The sequence below is a fragment of the Superficieibacter sp. genome (assembly GCF_032071645.1).
GTDB lineage: Bacteria > Pseudomonadota > Gammaproteobacteria > Enterobacterales > Enterobacteriaceae > Superficieibacter.
Map to the genome: position 1 here is coordinate 37,129 of NZ_DAMAPU010000014.1, position 17,987 is coordinate 55,115.

Annotated in this window: 14 protein-coding genes; 10 read left to right on the forward strand and 4 right to left on the reverse strand. The window is 54.5% G+C overall.

The window, feature by feature from the left end; all coding sequences use genetic code 11:
• Positions 1-389: 389 nt before the first annotated feature.
• The 4 genes from RT197_RS18350 (at position 390) to feoC (ending at position 3,624) form a co-directional block, all read left to right on the forward strand.
• Entirely contained in the window at positions 390-590 is a 201-nt protein-coding gene (locus RT197_RS18350) for a hypothetical protein (RefSeq protein WP_312952586.1), read from the forward strand.
• A gap of 233 nt (positions 591-823) precedes the next feature.
• Complete coding sequence (feoA, locus tag RT197_RS18355; protein WP_312952587.1) at positions 824-1,051, forward strand: ferrous iron transporter A; 228 nt, start codon at positions 824-826, stop codon at positions 1,049-1,051.
• Between the two features lie 18 nt (positions 1,052-1,069).
• Entirely contained in the window at positions 1,070-3,388 is a 2,319-nt protein-coding gene (feoB, locus tag RT197_RS18360) for a Fe(2+) transporter permease subunit FeoB (RefSeq protein ID WP_312952588.1), read from the forward strand.
• The gene (gene feoC, locus RT197_RS18365) at positions 3,388-3,624 is read left to right on the forward strand and encodes a [Fe-S]-dependent transcriptional repressor FeoC (protein WP_312952590.1); all 237 of its coding nucleotides are present in this window, start codon (positions 3,388-3,390) and stop codon (positions 3,622-3,624) included. The genes feoB and feoC overlap by 1 nt, the downstream gene beginning before the upstream one ends.
• A 37-nt stretch (positions 3,625-3,661) precedes the next feature.
• Here feoC and RT197_RS18370 read toward each other — a convergent pair whose 3' ends face one another.
• Both RT197_RS18370 and bioH read right to left on the reverse strand, forming a co-directional pair.
• Positions 3,662-3,931: a YdgH/BhsA/McbA-like domain containing protein gene (locus tag RT197_RS18370; protein ID WP_312952591.1), complete on the reverse strand. Its 270-nt coding sequence runs from the start codon at positions 3,929-3,931 to the stop codon at positions 3,662-3,664.
• Between the two features lie 103 nt (positions 3,932-4,034).
• Positions 4,035-4,808: a pimeloyl-ACP methyl ester esterase BioH gene (bioH, locus tag RT197_RS18375; protein ID WP_312952592.1), complete on the reverse strand. Its 774-nt coding sequence runs from the start codon at positions 4,806-4,808 to the stop codon at positions 4,035-4,037.
• A 37-nt stretch (positions 4,809-4,845) separates the two neighbouring features.
• Here bioH and gntX point away from each other — a divergent pair, with 37 nt between their 5' ends.
• From gntX to RT197_RS18400, 5 genes are all read left to right on the forward strand, one after another.
• On the forward strand, positions 4,846-5,517 hold the full coding sequence (gene gntX, locus RT197_RS18380; protein WP_312952593.1) for a DNA utilization protein GntX: 672 nt from the start codon (positions 4,846-4,848) through the stop codon (positions 5,515-5,517).
• Between the two features lie 58 nt (positions 5,518-5,575).
• The gene (gene nfuA, locus RT197_RS18385) at positions 5,576-6,151 is read left to right on the forward strand and encodes a Fe-S biogenesis protein NfuA (protein WP_312952594.1); all 576 of its coding nucleotides are present in this window, start codon (positions 5,576-5,578) and stop codon (positions 6,149-6,151) included.
• A 423-nt stretch (positions 6,152-6,574) separates the two neighbouring features.
• On the forward strand, positions 6,575-7,891 hold the full coding sequence (gene gntT, locus RT197_RS18390) for a gluconate transporter (protein WP_312952595.1): 1,317 nt from the start codon (positions 6,575-6,577) through the stop codon (positions 7,889-7,891).
• Between the two features lie 138 nt (positions 7,892-8,029).
• Positions 8,030-9,319 carry an ATP-binding protein gene (locus RT197_RS18395; protein WP_312952596.1) on the forward strand — a complete coding sequence of 430 codons (1,290 nt, stop codon included), beginning with the start codon at positions 8,030-8,032 and terminating at the stop codon, positions 9,317-9,319.
• A complete protein-coding gene (locus RT197_RS18400) occupies positions 9,316-9,891 on the forward strand; it encodes a hypothetical protein (protein ID WP_312952597.1) in 576 nt (191 codons plus the stop codon). The genes RT197_RS18395 and RT197_RS18400 overlap by 4 nt, the downstream gene beginning before the upstream one ends.
• 121 nt (positions 9,892-10,012) lie before the next feature.
• On the opposite strand, the gene malQ is transcribed toward RT197_RS18400, so the two are convergent.
• On the reverse strand, positions 10,013-12,097 hold the full coding sequence (gene malQ / locus RT197_RS18405) for a 4-alpha-glucanotransferase (RefSeq protein ID WP_312952598.1): 2,085 nt from the start codon (positions 12,095-12,097) through the stop codon (positions 10,013-10,015).
• An 8-nt stretch (positions 12,098-12,105) separates the two neighbouring features.
• A complete protein-coding gene (gene malP / locus RT197_RS18410) occupies positions 12,106-14,496 on the reverse strand; it encodes a maltodextrin phosphorylase (RefSeq protein ID WP_312952600.1) in 2,391 nt (796 codons plus the stop codon).
• Between the two features lie 638 nt (positions 14,497-15,134).
• Between malP and malT the strand changes: the two genes are divergently transcribed.
• Positions 15,135-17,840, forward strand: a complete 2,706-nt coding sequence (gene malT / locus RT197_RS18415) for an HTH-type transcriptional regulator MalT (RefSeq protein ID WP_312952601.1) — start codon at positions 15,135-15,137, stop codon at positions 17,838-17,840.
• Positions 17,841-17,987: the final 147 nt, after the last annotated feature.

Here is a 17,987-nt window from a genome sequence, read left to right on the forward strand (position 1 = left end):
TCCGTCCATCTGGTTTACCCGCCATCAGGCGGGTAAACACTCTCGTATCAGGGTGATATTCCGACTCATAAAAGTGAGCGCACGCCGTTTTCAAAATCGCCGTCAATGAATTTTATCAGCCGGTACTTTCGGGTGTTATAGAAAGCCAGCTATTACAGATACCGATTTACTCCCCGATAATCAAAATATCCCGCCATGCGACCAGTAACAATACCATCATTGAATACCCGGAAGCATTTGCCCATCCGACCAATTATCACGTCAATATTTCCATCAGAAGATGGTTAATATGCAATTCACTTTAATTGAATCAGAACATGATATTGCCAGCACCGTCGCCAGGACAATCCTCAACATTGCAGAGAACAAAGACGTCGATGAATCATGCGATGATTAAAGGCGCGCAGGACGTTAAGCGTGGCATTACCACCAGTATCCGACAAATTCTCCGCTCTAAAAAAATTATTGTTACCGTTACCGGGGATAATAAAAAAGAGATCCTCAGCAAGCTGATGAATGCCAGGCAGTTATCTGCCCAACTCCTGCTCCACGCTCATGCTTTAACACTAATAAAACAATTAATCATATAATGTAAAATATTAAAAACACCCGGACTCTTTTTCAACTGCGTTGCCTGGCGGCAAAACCCCGCTTATTTTTGCGCTATATCAATTTTTCGCGACTTTATTTGCTAACAGCATACTTCGTCACACTTTAAAGATTGAAGATACAAACTATTCTCATTACCATCGCCTTGATTGATAATTAACCGTCGTGCGCAGACCGCATGGTCTATTCCGCAAGTGATACATAAGTAGGCTCTATGCAATTTACACCAGCCAGTGCCTGGAAGATCACCGGATTCTCCCGTGATATCAGCCCGGCCTATCGTCAGAAGCTGCTCTCACTGGGTATGTTACCCGGCTCGTCCTTTAATGTAGTGCGCATCGCGCCATTAGGCGATCCCGTCCATATCGAAACCCGCCGCGTTAATCTGGTATTACGCAAAAAAGATTTGGCGCTATTAGAAGTGGAATCGGTTTCCCGTTAATACAGTGAGTCAACGAAAATGAAAAAACTAACCATTGGCTTAATTGGCAATCCTAATTCGGGTAAGACAACGTTATTCAACCAGTTAACCGGCTCGCGTCAGCGGGTAGGCAACTGGGCGGGCGTGACCGTTGAACGCAAAGAAGGTAGCTTTCTGACTACCGATTATCAGGTCACGCTGGTTGACCTGCCCGGCACTTATTCGTTGACCACCATTTCCTCCCAGACCTCGCTCGATGAGCAAATCGCCTGCCATTACATTCTCAGCGGCGATGCTGACCTGCTGATTAACGTGGTGGATGCGTCTAATCTGGAGCGCAACCTTTACCTGACACTGCAACTGCTGGAACTGGGTATTCCCTGCGTAGTGGCGCTCAATATGCTGGATATCGCCGAAAAACAGCAGGTGCGGGTTGATATCGATGCCCTCTCCGCTCGCCTCGGCTGCCCGGTAGTCCCGCTGGTTTCCACGCGCGGTCGCGGGATAGACGCGCTGAAACTGGCGATCGACCGCCATACCCGTAATCAGGACGTGGATCTGGTCCACTATGCGCAGCCGCTGCTGGTTGAAGCTGACAGCCTGGCGCAGAAAATGCCCGCCGATATGCCGATGCAACAGCGCCGCTGGCTGGCGCTGCAAATGCTGGAAGGCGACATTTATAGCCGGGCGTATGCCCAGGACGCCGCGCAAACGCTGGACGGCTCGCTGGCCCGCTTACATCAGGATATTGACGATCCCGCGCTGCACATCGCCGACGCGCGCTACCAGTGTATCGCTGCCATCTGCGATACGGTCAGCAACTCGCTGACCGCTGAGCCCAGCCGCTTCACCGCCGCGATGGACAAAATTATCCTTAACCGTTTTCTCGGTCTGCCGATCTTTCTGCTGGTGATGTACGTGATGTTCCTGTTCGCCATCAACATCGGCGGCGCGCTGTCGCCAATTTTTGACGTCGGATCGGTGGCGATTTTTATCCACGGCATCCAGTGGATTGGCTACACCCTGCACTTCCCGGACTGGCTGACGATTTTCCTCGCCCAGGGGCTTGGTGGCGGGATCAACACCGTTCTGCCGCTGGTGCCGCAGATTGGCATGATGTATCTGTTCCTGTCTTTCCTGGAAGACTCCGGCTACATGGCGCGTGCCGCCTTTGTCATGGACCGTCTGATGCAATCGCTGGGTCTGCCGGGTAAATCTTTCGTTCCGCTGATTGTTGGCTTTGGCTGCAACGTGCCGTCGGTGATGGGTGCACGCACCCTGGATGCACCCCGTGAACGGCTGATGACCATCATGATGGCACCGTTTATGTCCTGCGGCGCGCGGCTGGCGATTTTCGCCGTCTTCGCCGCCGCCTTCTTTGGGCAGCAGGGCGCGCTGGCGGTCTTCTCGCTCTACATTCTTGGCATTGTGATGGCGGTGCTGACCGGTCTGATGCTTAAACATACCATCATGCGCGGTGAAGCCTCGCCGTTCGTGATGGAACTGCCGGTGTACCACGTGCCGATGATTAAAAGCCTGCTCATTCAGACCTGGCAGCGGCTGAAGGGTTTTATTCTGCGTGCCGGTAAAGTCATCGTTATCGTCAGTATTTTCCTCAGTGCGCTGAACAGTTTTTCTCTCAGCGGCAAGGCGGTCAATAACATTAACGACTCTGCGTTGGCGTCCGTCAGCCGCGTCTTTACGCCGCTGCTGGAGCCGATTGGCGTTCATCAGGATCACTGGCAGGCGACCGTTGGCCTGTTTACCGGCGCGATGGCAAAAGAAGTGGTGGTGGGCACGCTCAACACGCTTTATACCGCCGAAAATATTCAGGAAGAGGAATTTAACCCGGCAGAGTTCAGCCTCACCGGGGAGCTGTCCGGCGCGGTCAGCGACACCTGGCAGAGCCTGAAAGACACCTTCAGCCTGAGCGTACTGGCGAACCCGATTGAAGCCAGCAAAGGCGATGGTGAAATGGCGACCGGGACGATGGGCGTGATGAGCGAGAAATTTGGCAGCGCGGCGGCAGCCTACAGCTATCTGATTTTTGTGCTGCTGTACGTGCCCTGCATCTCAGTGATGGGAGCCATTTCCCGCGAATCCAGTCGTGGCTGGATGGGCTTCTCTATTCTGTGGGGGCTGAACATCGCTTATTCCCTGGCGACGCTGTTTTATCAGGTTGCCAGCTTCGAGCAGCATCCGCAGTACAGCCTGGTCTGTATTCTGGCGGTGCTGCTGTTTAATGTGGTGGTGATTGGCAGCCTGCGCCGCGCCCGCAGCCGGGTGGACGTCAATCTGCTGGCGACGCGTAAAACGCCTGCCAGTTGCTGCGAAAGCCCGGCGGGAGATTGCCATTAATGGCCTCGTTAATGGACGTGCGAAATATGCTGGCTCTGCAAGGAAGGATGGAAGCCAGCCAGCTTAGCGCTGCGCTGAAACTGCCTCGTCCGCTGCTGGATGCCATGCTCAGCCGCATGGAAGCGATGGGCAAAGCCCGTCGTACCCAGGAAGATGTCGAAAGCTGTCTGAATGGCAGTTGCAAGCGCTGCCCGGAAGGGAAAGCGTGTCTGCGGGAATGGTGGATGCTGCGCTGAAACTGCTTGCCGGGCCTGATGAGGCCCGGCAAGGCGCTTATTTATACACTTCAGCCGTAGTGTGGATGTCTTTTTCTGATTTCTTCGCGCTGGTGATCACGTAATATTTCCCGCCCAGCTCGTCGGCTTTTTTGGACAGTTCACGCTGTGCGTCCATCGGAGCCGTACCTTTGGAGGTGCTGATATCCCCCACTTTGGTCAGGTTCATCTCTTTGAGTTTATCTTTATGCAGCTCTTCCGCCGCCATAACCCCGAACGACAGCGATCCAATCACCAGCGATGCAACGATACCTGCAACAATTTTCATAGCCCGGACTCCTTTTTGACAGGGGATGCCACGGCATAAAAATACGCAGCGGCATTATCAGTATTGCTGCGTCATCCCACTTTTGCCAGGCCGCGCGAAAGAATCAGACCACTCTGGCTTTGAGGTCGATCAGCGCCTGACAAAACGCTTCGGGATGGGAAACAAACGGCGCATGCGCGGCCTTCGGGATCGTCAGCGACTCGCTGGCAGGCCAGAGGGCGTCAATCAACGGGATAACCTTGTGCGGTATCAGTCCGTCGAGATAGCCGTAGATGCGCAAGAACGGCAGAGTCAGCTCGCGCAGTGGTTCACGTAAATCCGTATTTTTCAGGATTTCCAGTCCACCATTGAGCACCGCCACTTCCGGCATCGGTAACGCCAGCACGGCGTTTTTCAGCCTGCGGGCGTCCTGGCGGGCGCTCTCTGTCCCCATTGTTTGCAGCGCCAGAAAACGCTCCACGGTGCGCTGAAAGTTCTCGCTGAGCTGCTGCTGGAACCCGGACAAGACTTCCGGCTTGATCCCCGGCCAGCCGTCACAGGCGCAAAAACAGGGGGATGACGCCACCGTCACCAGCGCCTGCACGCGCCCGGGATGACTTAGCGCCACCTGGCTTGCCACCAGCCCGCCGAGACTCCAGCCCAGCCAGATGGCTTTTTCCGGCGCGCGGGCCTGCATACACTCGGCCATTTCCGTAAGCGTAAGCGCACCAAAACCCTGGCTGCGCCCGAAGCCCGGCAAGTCCACCAGATGCAGCGTAAAATGCGAGCTTAATTCCGCCGAAATGCAATCCCACACTTCCGCATTCAGTCCCCATCCGTGCAGCAGCACAAGATGACAATTTCCTTCGCCTTTCGTTTGCCACCAGAGGTCGCTCATCAGGTACTGTTCTCACTTGTCGTTTACGAGGTGAAATATGTTAACAGCCTGTGGCTTATGCTGGCTATGCCGAATGCCGCTTGCCCTGCCGCAGTGGGGGATTTGCTCGCGCTGCGCGTCCACGCTTTTTGCAAGAGCGCCGGTCTGCCCGCAGTGCGGCCTTCCCGCGCAGCATGAACACCTGCCCTGCGGGCGCTGTCTGCAAAAACCGCCGCCGTGGCAGCGGCTGATTGCGGTCAGCGACTACATACCGCCGCTGAGCACGCTGATTCACCGCTTTAAGTTTTCCGGCAAAGCGGAGCTGGCTCCGGCGCTGGCGAGGCTCCTGCTGCTGGCCTCGTTCCAGCGGCGGCAGCCTCGCCCGGATCGCCTTATCAGCGTGCCGCTGTGGCAAAAAAGACACTGGCGCAGAGGGTTTAATCAGAGCGATTTGCTGTGCCGCCCGCTGGCGCGCTGGCTGGGCTGTGAGTATGAAGCCGACGCCATCACCCGCGTGCGGGCCACCGCGACCCAGCATCAGCTTTCCGCCCGGCTGCGTAAGCACAACCTGAAAAATGCCTTTCAGCTTGAAATCCCGGTCAGAGGTCTCCATATCGTCGTGGTGGATGATGTCGTCACCACAGGCAGCACCGTCGCAGAAATTGTCCGCCTGCTAAAGCGAGGCGGCGCAGCAACGGTCCAGGTCTGGTGCCTCTGTCGAACCTTGTAGAGCCTCGACGATGGGCGTATTATAACCGAGTAAAACAGTCAACTATTAGGCCATTGCTATGATCCGTATTTCCGATGCTGCACAAGCGCACTTTGCCAAACTGCTGGCAAATCAGGAAGAAGGGACGCAAATTCGTGTATTTGTCATTAATCCCGGAACGCCTAACGCCGAATGCGGTGTTTCTTATTGTCCGCCGGACGCTGTGGAAGCAAGCGATACTGCCCTGAAATTTGATTTGCTGACCGCCTACGTAGACGAGTTAAGCGCACCGTATCTGGAAGATGCGGATATCGATTTCGTGACCGACCAGCTCGGCTCCCAGCTGACGCTGAAAGCGCCAAACGCCAAAATGCGCAAGGTTTCTGACGACGCCCCGCTGATGGAGCGTGTCGAATACATGCTTCAGGCGCAGGTGAACCCACAACTTGCCGGACACGGCGGCCGCGTCACGCTGATGGAAATCACTGACGAAGGCTACGCCATCCTGCAATTTGGCGGCGGCTGTAACGGCTGCTCGATGGTCGACGTTACCCTGAAAGAAGGGATCGAAAAGCAACTGCTGAACGAATTCCCGGAACTCAAAGGCGTGCGCGATCTGACCGAGCACCAGCGCGGCGAACACTCGTATTACTAATCCCCTCCGCCCCTGATGACCGTCAGGGGCGTTATCATGTTGTCACTTCATTTGTAGCAATTCATGAAGCCAGGAAAATCCGATCCCGAAATGGATGAGATCATCTGAATTTACCCATGCCGAATTGTGCGATTAAAAATTCATCTTTCTGTGCATATCTTATCGGTAATTGTTAAAACTTCCCGCAGAGTATGACCTGCCTCCCACTTTTAAAATTTTGCCTGCCGGGGGGATGTTCATTTTATTAATGTTACCCGTATCATCCTGCCTTAGCACTATTCTTCCACAAACAGCCCGCTTTTCTCAGGTGTACCAGAGGGATTTGTTGATGTGCTATTCGTCTTGCGATCGCCAGTGCAGTCCCGGAATCGGAAGGCAGTGAAATCACAAAGTTACCCATAACAAATTAAAGGCCAGTAAATCATGCCATTAGTCATCGTTGCTATCGGGGTTGTGTTGTTATTGTTGTTAATGATTCGTTTCAAGCTGAACGGATTTATTGCGCTGATTCTGGTGGCCCTCGCCGTCGGGATCATGCAGGGAATGCCGGTAGAGAAAGTTATCGCCTCTATCAAAGCGGGTGTTGGCGGCACGCTCGGTGGCCTGGCGCTGATCATGGGCTTCGGTGCGATGCTCGGCAAACTGCTCGCTGACTGCGGCGGCGCGCAGCGCATTGCCACTACGCTTATCGCCAGGTTCGGTCAAAAATACATTCAGTGGGCGGTGGTATTAACCGGCTTTACCGTGGGTTTTGCCCTGTTCTATGAAGTGGGTTTCGTTCTGCTGTTACCGCTGGTATTTACCATCGCGGCCGCTGCACGCATCCCGCTGCTTTTCGTCGGCGTGCCGATGGCCGCAGCGCTTTCTGTAACCCACGGTTTTCTACCGCCGCACCCCGGTCCGACCGCCATCGCGACTATTTTCCATGCGGACATGGGCAAGACGCTGCTTTACGGCACGCTGCTGGCGATCCCAACGGTGATCCTTGCCGGTCCGGTCTATGCCAAATTCCTGAAGGGCATTGATAAGCCGATCCCGGAAGGTCTGTATAACGCCAAAACCTTTACTGAAGCGGAGATGCCGGGGTTCGGCGTCAGCGTCTGGACGTCGCTGGTCCCGGTGATCCTGATGGCGCTACGCGCGGTTGCCGAGATGATCCTGCCAAAAGGCCATGCCCTTCTGCCTTACGCTGAATTCTTCGGCGATCCGGTAATGGCGACGCTCATTGCGGTGCTGATCGCGATCTTCACCTTTGGCCTGAATCGCGGTCGTTCGATGGATGACATTAACGATACCCTCACTACCTCGATCAAAATCATCGCCATGATGCTGCTGATCATTGGCGGCGGCGGTGCATTCAAGCAGGTGCTGGTTGATAGCGGCGTGGACAAATACATCGCCTCAATGATGCACGGCTCCGGCGTGTCGCCGATTTTTATGGCATGGTCTATCGCCGCCGTACTGCGTATCGCGCTGGGTTCCGCTACCGTGGCAGCGATTACGGCGGGCGGGATCGTCGCGCCGCTGATTGCCACCACCGGCGTCAGCCCTGAACTCATGGTGATCGCCGTGGGTTCAGGCAGCGTGATTTTCTCTCACGTTAACGATCCGGGTTTCTGGCTGTTCAAAGAGTACTTCAACCTGACTATCGGCGAGACGATCCGCTCATGGTCGGCGCTGGAAACCATAATCTCGGTATGTGGTTTGGTCGGGTGCCTGCTGTTGGGAATGGTGGTGTGATTTCATAATCTGCCACTGATTCGTATTGCGAAGCCCCTGATGAAAATCAGGGGCTTTTTTGTTGTTGCTTTACCCAATGGCTGTAATAAACTTCATAAAATACTATTTTATACATTTTTTTGTACAAAATGAGGCTTTATGAAAAACGCTATCTTATGGTACGAAGTCAAAAACTTCGGCAGTTTCGGCGATGAAGGGGGACTGGTGGATCTCACCACCAGTAAAAAAGACCGCTACAAGGATTTATGGCAGGAATGCGGCGGGCATCAGGTCAACCTTATCACGGCGATCATGGGCGCAAATGCTTCCGGGAAAACAACCCTGCTTAAGCCGCTGCCGTTTTTAGGATGGTTATTCTGGAATATCCCTGCGCGCGCTAGCGAACCGTTGTATATTAATACTAATAAAATAGATAACTGCTTCAGTAAAATACGGATGAATTTCCTGCTAGATGGCGATGAGTACCTTTACGAAATTACAGCCAATGAGTTTTTGATCTATGAAGAAAATTTATTCTTGAAGAACAAAAGCAAGAAGTTTATTTATGTTTTTAAACGCAAATTAACTAATGCTTCGATGAATAGTATCTTACGAAAACTATCTACTTATGAAAGCTATACTAAATTAGATGACCCAAGAATAGAAGAGTTACATCTGGGCGTCCTGTATGAATATACAGAAAAAAGTGATATATTTCCCTTGGGAGAAAAGGAGGCATTACGTACCCCATGTAATACCAGTATTATATCGGCAGCGCGAAGAATAAACATTACTCTCGCAAACAGTATCGCTTATAGTATCATCTGTTTCACAAATATTCATTCCACGGGAAGGAGATCCAGTACCGAATATAACCTATCTGATATCGCTATGATGCTGGACATGAATTCTGTACTGTTTGATAAGCTTAAAAATCAAATCAAAAAATGGGATTTAGGTCTGCATGATATTACCATCAATAAAGAAACCAGGATAAATGAACTAGGGCAAAATAAAAATCATTACTCTCTTAATGGATTACATAGCTGCGAAAATGGCGGGCAATTCACCCTACCTTTTTTCCTTGAGTCAGCCGGGACGCAAAGTGCACTGATCCGCTTATACGAAATCTTAAACGCGCTGGAAAGCGGCAATCCCTGCTTTATCGATGAGCTGGGCGACGATCTTCATCCACATATGATGAAGCCAATCCTTGAGTTATTTACTAATAAAGAAAGCAATCCACACGGCTCACAGCTGGTCTTCACCTGCCACAAACCGGAACTGATTAACTACCTCGGTAAATATCGGATCATCATCACCGAGAAAAAAAATAACCGCAGCGAATGCTTCCGCCTTGATGACTTCCCATCAACGGAAGCCCGCGCCGATGAAAATCTGGCGGCAAAATATCTGGCCGGAGCCTTTGGTGGAGTACCTGAACTATGAGCAAACCTGCCAGAAAAACACGGACGTTACGCTCCACCCGGTTAATTATCTGTGAAGGGATTTCCGATAAGAAATTTGTTGAGCGAATCAAGACACTTTATCATCCGCGAAACGCGGGATTTAGCGTCAAAATTGATGAAGCGGGCGGCGGTGGGCCAAAAACCGCTATTCAGCGGGCGATTAATTATTTGGGGGATTTCGATCAAAAATATATTTATATTGATTCCGATTTGGCGATATCCGCCACAGACAGAAAGGCGGCAGAACGAAGGAACATCCATATCATTCAATCTGAACCCTTTTGTCTGGAGGGACTGCTTCTTAAAATAACTGACTTCCCGCGCGAAGTCGCAAATTCACAAAATGCGAAGGAAATATTGTATGGTCAACATGGTCTAACCACGGTCGTCACCGAAGCTTGGTATGAGGAAAATATTACCTGCCAACGTCTCAACACTATTTGCGCCAGTAAAAATCACGCCGCCGGTCCTGTTCTGACAGCGCTTATCGCTATCTTTGTCGACATATCTACCCTAAATAATTCGAGTTGCATGAAGGCGGCGACGCAGTGAATCCCCAGGAGCTTACTCCAGTAAGTGACTGGGGTGAGCGAGGAAAGCCAACGCACAAGCAACTTGAAGTATGACGGGTATAAGCATAATGCCCGATGTTCATCACACCGGGCGTCGTCAATTATTTCCGCTTCACCTTCCGCCGCTTATCCAAATCTTTAATCAGCCTGTTCACGCCGTCATCGGCAAACATCTTCTCAAGCGTGGTGGCAAGCTTGCGCCGCCAGTTTTTGTACTGATAGCTGGTGCCCGGAATATTCACCGGTTCCGCCATCTGAAGCCAGTCCTCCGGCTGGAGGCCCAGCAGGGCGCTGTGAGTATCGGCGATATAGCGCTGCATCCCGCGATTCAGTACCGGCGTCATGGTCATGCGCGAGGCTTTATGGCCAACGCTTTTCGGCAGGCAGCCATGGCGATGCAAAGCATCCAGCAACCCCTGTTTCGCCAGTTCGCGATCCTGATACAGTCCGCGCAGCACCACCGGGTCCGGGTACAGCCCCAGCGTTTTACCGAGCGTCAGATCGCCGCTTTCCCAGTAGCCGCGCAGAGTAGGCAGGTCGTGCGTTGCCGCCACCGCCATTGATTGCGCAGGCCAGGCATCCGGCGCGCGGACCGTTTTTTCGTGGTCGCTTTCGAAATACAGCACCTTATACGAATAAACGCCGGATTTACGCAGCTTGCCGACGATCTCCACCGGCACCGTACCAAGATCTTCGCCGATCACCATGCACTGATGACGTTGACTTTCCAGTGCAAGGATCGCCAGCAGATCGTCTACCGGATAGTGCACGTAAGCGCCATGATCCGCCGTCTCGCCGTAGGGGATCCACCACAGGCGCAGCATCGACATCACGTGGTCGATACGCAGCGCCCCGCAGTCGCGCATATTCGCGCGCAGCAACTGGACGAAGGGCTCGTAGCCACGGGCGGTGATGATGTGCGGGTCCATCGGCGGCAGGCCCCAGTTCTGTCCCAGCGGACCGAGAATATCCGGGGGTGCGCCAACCGACGCTTTCAGGCAGTACAGCTCGCGGTCGCACCAGGTTTCCGCGCCGCCTTCCGCAACGCCCACCGCCAAATCGCGATACAGCCCGACCGGCATATTCAGGCTCTGACATATCTCCCAGCAGGAAGCGAACTGTGTGCAGGCCAGCCACTGAAGCCACAGGTAAAAATCGACCTCTTCCTGATGCTCCTGACAGAACTGCTTCACTTCCGGCGTTGAAGTAGACCGATACGCCTCCGGCCAGACCGGCCAGCCCCAGCGCATCGGATCTTCTTTCACCTGCCAGGCATGCATCGCATCAAAGGCCGCCTGCCAGTACAGGCTTTCCCCCTCGTCAGCAACGAACTGGCGGAACGCCTGCATATGCTCATCGTCTTTTGACCGGGTAGCGAAGCGTCGCCACGCCATACTTAGCCCGGTCAGCTTCAGCGCGGTTACGGCGGAGTAATCCACCCAGTCTTCTTTCACCGCTTTTTGCAGCGCCTGCCGGGTCGTCGGCATCTGCCACCACTCCTGCGCTTCTTCGCTGTGCTGAAAATCATCCACCGCGTTGACGTCAATGTAGATAATGTTCAGCCAGCGGCGTGAAGAGGGGCTGTACGGACTGGCGCTTTCGGGATTTGCCGGATAGAGCGCGTGGATCGGGTTGAGACCGATAAACGCCCCGCCCCGCTGTGCGATTTCCGGCAGCATGGCTTTTAAATCACCAAAATCGCCGATGCCCCAGTTTTTCTCCGAACGCAGCGTGTAAAGCTGAACGCAGGCACCCCACAGCTTTTGACCACTGCGCAGCGCGTCAGGCTCGTAGCAGCGCTGCGGAGCGATAATGATCCGGCATTGCCACTGCTTTTTGCCCTGGCGCAGCGTCAGCGTGTGATAGCCTTCCGGCAGGCGCGTCGGCAGCGTCAGCGGTTTACCGCCGCTGGCCTCGCCCTGATGCTGACGTCCCTCTTCGGTTGTCAGCGACCAGCTAAACTCGCCGCTTCCCGCCAGCTCCAGCGCCATTTTTTTACCACGGGTAAAAACCATGACGTTGGGTAATGGCGTAACGGCCCCTTTCGGGGCCGTGGTGTGATGCATGGCATCCAGCAAACGCCGTTTGGTTTCAGCACCAATAGACTGCGGTTTACCGTGCGCGTTAATGTAATCAGGGCTAATCCCCGCCGCTAATGCGGCTTTATCGAGGCGTTTGCGTTCCATAGCTGTCCTTAACGTTTGGCCTGCCAGATACGGCTCTGGTAGTCCCGAATGGAGCGATCGGAGCTGAACATTCCGCAGCGGGCAGTATTAAGGATCGCCGCGCGGGTCCACGCATCCCGATCGCGATAAAGCACATCAACCTGCTTTTGTGCCTCAACGTAGGCCGCAAAATCCGCCAGTACCAGGTACGGATCGCCGCCCTGCTTGCCGAGACTGTGCAGCATCTGATCGAACGCGTGTTTGTCGCCGTTGCTGTATTTTCCGCTCTCCAGCTCTTTAAGTACGGCATCCAGCACTTTGTCTTTTTTGCGCCATTTCAACGGATCGTAGCCTTTGGCTTTCAGGCGCTTCACCTCTTCCACAGTATGGCCAAAGATGAAGATATTCTCCTCACCGACTTGCTCGGCGATTTCGACGTTCGCACCGTCCAGCGTGCCGACGGTCAGCGCGCCGTTCAGCGCCAGTTTCATGTTGCCGGTGCCGGACGCTTCTTTACCGGCGGTAGAGATTTGCTCGGAGATATCCGCCGCCGGGATCAGTCGCTCCGCAACCGACACACAGTAGTCTGGCAGGAACACCACTTTCAGCTTATCGCCCACCAGCGGGTCATTGTTCACCGCTTCGGCGACTTTATTGATCGCCAGGATGATATTTTTCGCCAGGTAGTATCCCGGTGCCGCTTTCGCACCGAACAGGAATACGCGCGGTACGCGGTCCGCCTGCGGGTTTTCACGGATTTCTTTGTACAGCGCCAGGATGTGCAGCAGGTTCAGGTGCTGACGCTTGTACTCATGCAGACGTTTGATCTGTACGTCGAAAATGGCGTCCGGGCTGATTTCAATGCCGGTCCGCGCTTTCACAAAGGCCGCCAGGCGGATTTTGTTATCCAGCTTGATCGCCTGATACTGCTGACGGAATTTGGCATCGTCGGCGTATTTCTCCAGGTTGATCAACTGGTCGAGATCGTTGGCCCACTCTTTTTTCAGCGATTTATCCAGCAGCGCGGCAAGCGCCGGGTTGCACTGTTTGATCCAGCGGCGCGGGGTAATGCCGTTGGTGACGTTATGGAATTTGTTCGGCCACAGCTGGTGATATTCCGGGAACAGATCCTTCACCACCAGTTCGGAGTGCAGCGCCGCCACGCCGTTGACCGCAAAGCCGCTCACCACGCACATGTTTGCCATGCGCACCTGCTTGTCATAGACCACCGCCAGCTTCGCCCAGACCGCCTCATTGCCCGGCCAGGTTTTCTCCACCAGCGCCTTAAAGCGGGTGTTGATCTCATGGATAATCTGGATGTGACGCGGCAGCAGCGCTTTGATCAGCTTCTCATCCCAGCACTCCAGCGCTTCCGGCATCAGCGTGTGGTTGGTGTAGGCAAAGGTTTTGCTGGTGATGGCCCAGGCATCGTCCCAGCTGAGCTGATGCTCATCAATCAGCACGCGCAGCAGTTCCGGGATGGCGATGGTCGGGTGGGTGTCGTTCAACTGAATGACTTCGTAATCCGCCAGCTCATGCAGCGCGCGGCCCGCCAGGTGATGACGACGCAGAATATCGGCAATGGAGCACGCACACTGGAAATATTGCTGCATCAGACGCAGTTTCTTGCCCGCCGTGTGGTTGTCGTTCGGGTAGAGCACTTTGGTCAGTTTGTCAGCGTCGATGCCCTGCTGCTCGGCACGCATAAAATCGCCGTCGTTGAATTTGGTCAGGTTGAACGGGTGGGCGTGAGTCGCCTGCCACAGACGCAGCGGCTGGGTGATACCGTTACGGTAGCCCAGCACCGGTAAATCCCACGCCTGCCCGGTAATAGTGAACCCTGGCTGCCATTCACCTTTCACCACTTTACCGCCGATGCCGACCTGCACATCCAGCGCTTCATTGTGGCGGAACCACGGGTAGCGACCGCGATGCCAGTCGTCCGGCGCTTCCATTTGATTGCCGTCCGCGAAAGACTGGCGGAACAGGCCGTATTGATAGTTCAGACCGTAGCCCGTCGCCGCCTGGCCGACCGTTGCCATAGAGTCGAGGAAGCACGCCGCCAGGCGTCCCAGACCGCCGTTGCCGAGCGCCGGGTCGATCTCTTCTTCCAGCAGATCGGTCAGGTTGATCCCCTGCTCTTTCAGGGCATCGCTCACCCCCTGATACCAGCCGAGATTGAGCAGATTGTTACCCGTCAGGCGACCAATCAGGAACTCCATCGAGATGTAGTTAACGTGACGCTGATTAGCCGCAGACGCGTTTACCGGCTGGGCGGCAAGTAACTCTGCCAGCGCGCCGCTCACCGCCTGCCACCATTGATGCGGCGTCATTTGCTGTGCATCCGTTAAACCAAAACGCTGCCACTGACGCGCCAGGGCAGCCTGAAATTGTGCGTTATCAAAAGAGGGCTGTGACATAAAAGGAACCGGATCCTGTTCAAATGAAAAAACGTTAACAATAGTGTGCCGGGCTACCCGGCTGGCTTCCTCATCCTGACAGGGATTAGGCAGGGAGGAGCAGCAGGGATGAGCGAAAAATGTGATCGCCACCACTATAACGTTAGCCGCTTACGCTATCCTTGCAGGGCTTTTGAACAGAGGGGAGGCATCCTTCGCCAGCGGAACAGTTTCCGGCATCGCCACCCGCAGAACTATGGTCCCGATCAAAAAACTGAAATCCCGTTTCTAAAAAAGATTGTAATCAGAAAAACAACTAACCTCATGAAATACATCCATCAGGATTATCCCATCCTGTAACGGGTTATTTCCCTGCACCATAAAAGTTGAATATTAAATAACCTTAAGGAAAATCCGGTGTGCGTTATCGCGCATTTTTCGCTCCTCTCCCATTTGACCTAAGCCAGACGCCACGCAGGCTGGCACCGGTTTCAGTAGAACGGATAATTTATTTAATGATTTGTGACCGAGTGCAAATTAAGAAACACTAAAAGCGGACATAACTTGCAATACATTGCAATCTGCACCAACGTAGAGATATTAATTACGAAGCGCAAAAAAACTCCCGCTCTCTTTTTCCGCACAGTGAAGTGATAAATATGTTGATTCCGTCAAAACTAAGTCGCCCGGTTCGTCTTGACCATACAGTGGTCCGCGATCGCCTGCTGGCTAAACTTTCCGGCGCGAACAATTTTCGTCTGGCGCTGATCACCAGCCCGGCAGGATATGGAAAAACGACGCTCATTTCACAATGGGCGGCGGGAAGGAGCGATTTGGGCTGGTTTTCGCTGGACGAAGGCGATAACCAGCAGGAACGCTTCGCCAGCTATTTGATTGCTGCGATCCAGCAGGCAACCGGCGGACACTGCGAGGCCAGCGAAGCAATGGTGCAAAAGCGCCAGTACGCCAGCCTGACCTCGCTTTTTGCTCAGCTGTTTATTGAACTGGCCGAGTGGGATCGCCCGCTGTGGCTGGTTATTGACGATTATCATCTGATCACCAATCCGGTGATCCACGAAGCGATGCGTTTCTTCCTGCGCCACCAGCCGGAAAACCTCACCCTGCTGGTGATGTCGCGCAATCTTCCGCAACTGGGCATTGCCAACCTGCGGGTGCGCGATCAGCTCCTGGAGATCGGCAGCCAGCATCTGGCCTTTAATCATCAGGAAGCGCGGCAGTTTTTCGATTGCCGTTTGACCTCGCCGATTGAAGCCTCTGAAAGCGGCCGCCTGTGCGATGAAGTCGCGGGCTGGGCCACCGCGCTTCAGCTTATCGCTCTTTCCGCCCGGCAGAATAATAACGCGCCGCATCAGTCGGCGCGCCGCCTCTCCGGGATTAACGCCAGCCATCTTTCTGATTATCTGGTCGATGAAGTGCTGGATAATGTGGATTTAAGCACCCGCCACTTCCTGCTGAAAAGCGCCCTGCTGCGCTCAATGAACGACGCGCTTATCGTCCGCGTCACCGGGGAAGAAAACGGTCAGATGCGGCTGGAAGAGATCGAACGGCAGGGTCTGTTTCTGCAACGAATGGATGATTCCGGTGAGTGGTTCAGCTATCACCCGCTGTTCGGCAGTTTCCTGCGTCAGCGCTGCCAGTGGGAACTGGCGACGGAACTGCCGGAACTGCATCGCGCCGCCGCCGAAAGCTGGATGGCACAGGGCTTTCCTACCGAGGCCATTCACCACGCGCTGGCTTCCGGCGATGCGCGAATGCTGCGCGATATTCTGCTTAACCATGCGTGGGGGCTGTTCAACCATAGCGAACTGACGCTGCTGGAAGAATCGCTGGCCTCGCTGCCGTGGGAAAGCCTGCTGGAAAACCCGCGTCTGGTTCTGCTTCAGGCGTGGCTGATGCAAAGCCAGCACCGTTACAGCGAGGTGAATACTCTGCTGGCCCGCGCCGAGCAGGAGATGCAAATCGTGATGGACGTGGCGCTGACCGGAGATTTCAATGCGCTGCGCGCGCAGGTTGCCATCAACGACGGCGACCCGGAAGAAGCCGAACGGCTGGCTGAAATCGCGCTGGATATGCTGCCGGTCGCCAGTTATTACAGCCGCATCGTCGCCACCTCGGTTCTTGGCGAAGTGCTGCACTGCAAAGGTCTGCTGAGCGAGTCGCTGGCCTTAATGCATCAGACCGAGCAGATGGCGCGCCGCCACGATGTCTGGCATTACGCCTTGTGGAGCCTGATCCAGCAAAGTGAAATTCTTTTCGCCCAGGGCTTTTTACAGGCCGCCTGGGAAACCCAGGAAAAAGCATTCCAGTTGATTTACGAGCAGCATCTGGAACAGTTGCCGATGCACGAATTTTTGCTGCGCATCCGCGCGCAACTCCTGTGGGCCTGGGGACGCATCGACGAAGCGGAAAGCGCCGCACGCAGCGGCATGACCGTGCTTTCGACCTATCAACCGCAGCAGCAGCTTCAGTGTCTGGCGCTGCTGGTGCAGTGCTCGCTGGCACGCGGCGATCTGGATAATGCCCGCAGCCAGCTCAACCGGCTGGAAAACCTGCTCGGCAATGGCCCTTATCACAGCGACTGGGTGTCGAACGCGGATAAAGTGCGGGTGATTTACTGGCAGATGACCGGCGACAAAAAATCCGCCGCCAACTGGCTGCGCCAGACGCCAAAACCGGAGTTTGCCAATAATCACTTCCTGCAAAGCCAGTGGCGTAATATTGCCCGCGTGCAGATCCTGCTCGGCGAATCCGGCCCGGCGGAAATTGTGCTGGAAGAGTTAAACGAAAACGCGCGTAGCCTGCGCCTGATGAGCGATCTCAACCGTAACCTGCTGTTGCTCAACCAGCTTTACTGGCAGGCGGGACGCAAAAATGAAGCCCAGAACGTGCTGATTGAAGCGCTGACCCTCGCCAACCGCACCGGGTTTATCAACCATTTTGTCATTGAGGGCGAGGCGATGGCGCAGCAGTTGCGTCAGCTTATTCAGCTTAATACGCTGCCGGAACTGGAACAGCACCGCGCCCAGCGAATTTTGCGTGATATCAATCAGCATCATCGGCATAAGTTCGCCCATTTTGACGAGAACTTCGTCGAACGGCTACTTAATCACCCGCAGGTGCCGGAACTGATCCGCACCAGTCCGCTGACCCAGCGCGAATGGCAGGTGCTGGGGCTGATTTACTCCGGCTACAGCAACGATCAGATCGCCGGTGAGCTTGACGTGGCGGCGACCACCATCAAGACGCATATTCGTAATCTGTATCAAAAACTCGGCGTCGCCCACCGTCAGGATGCGGTACAGCACGCGCAGAAGCTGCTGAAAATGATGGGGTATGGGGTGTAGCGTCACCGGGCAGTTTTCTCTCCCTGCGCGACGGGACGTTTCGTGGCGATCTCTACGCGCGCATCAATAGTCGCAGATAATTTCCGATGCGGGACGCCGGTTATGCGACGTCTCGCGCCAGGAAAAGGCCAAAGCCAACGACGCTGA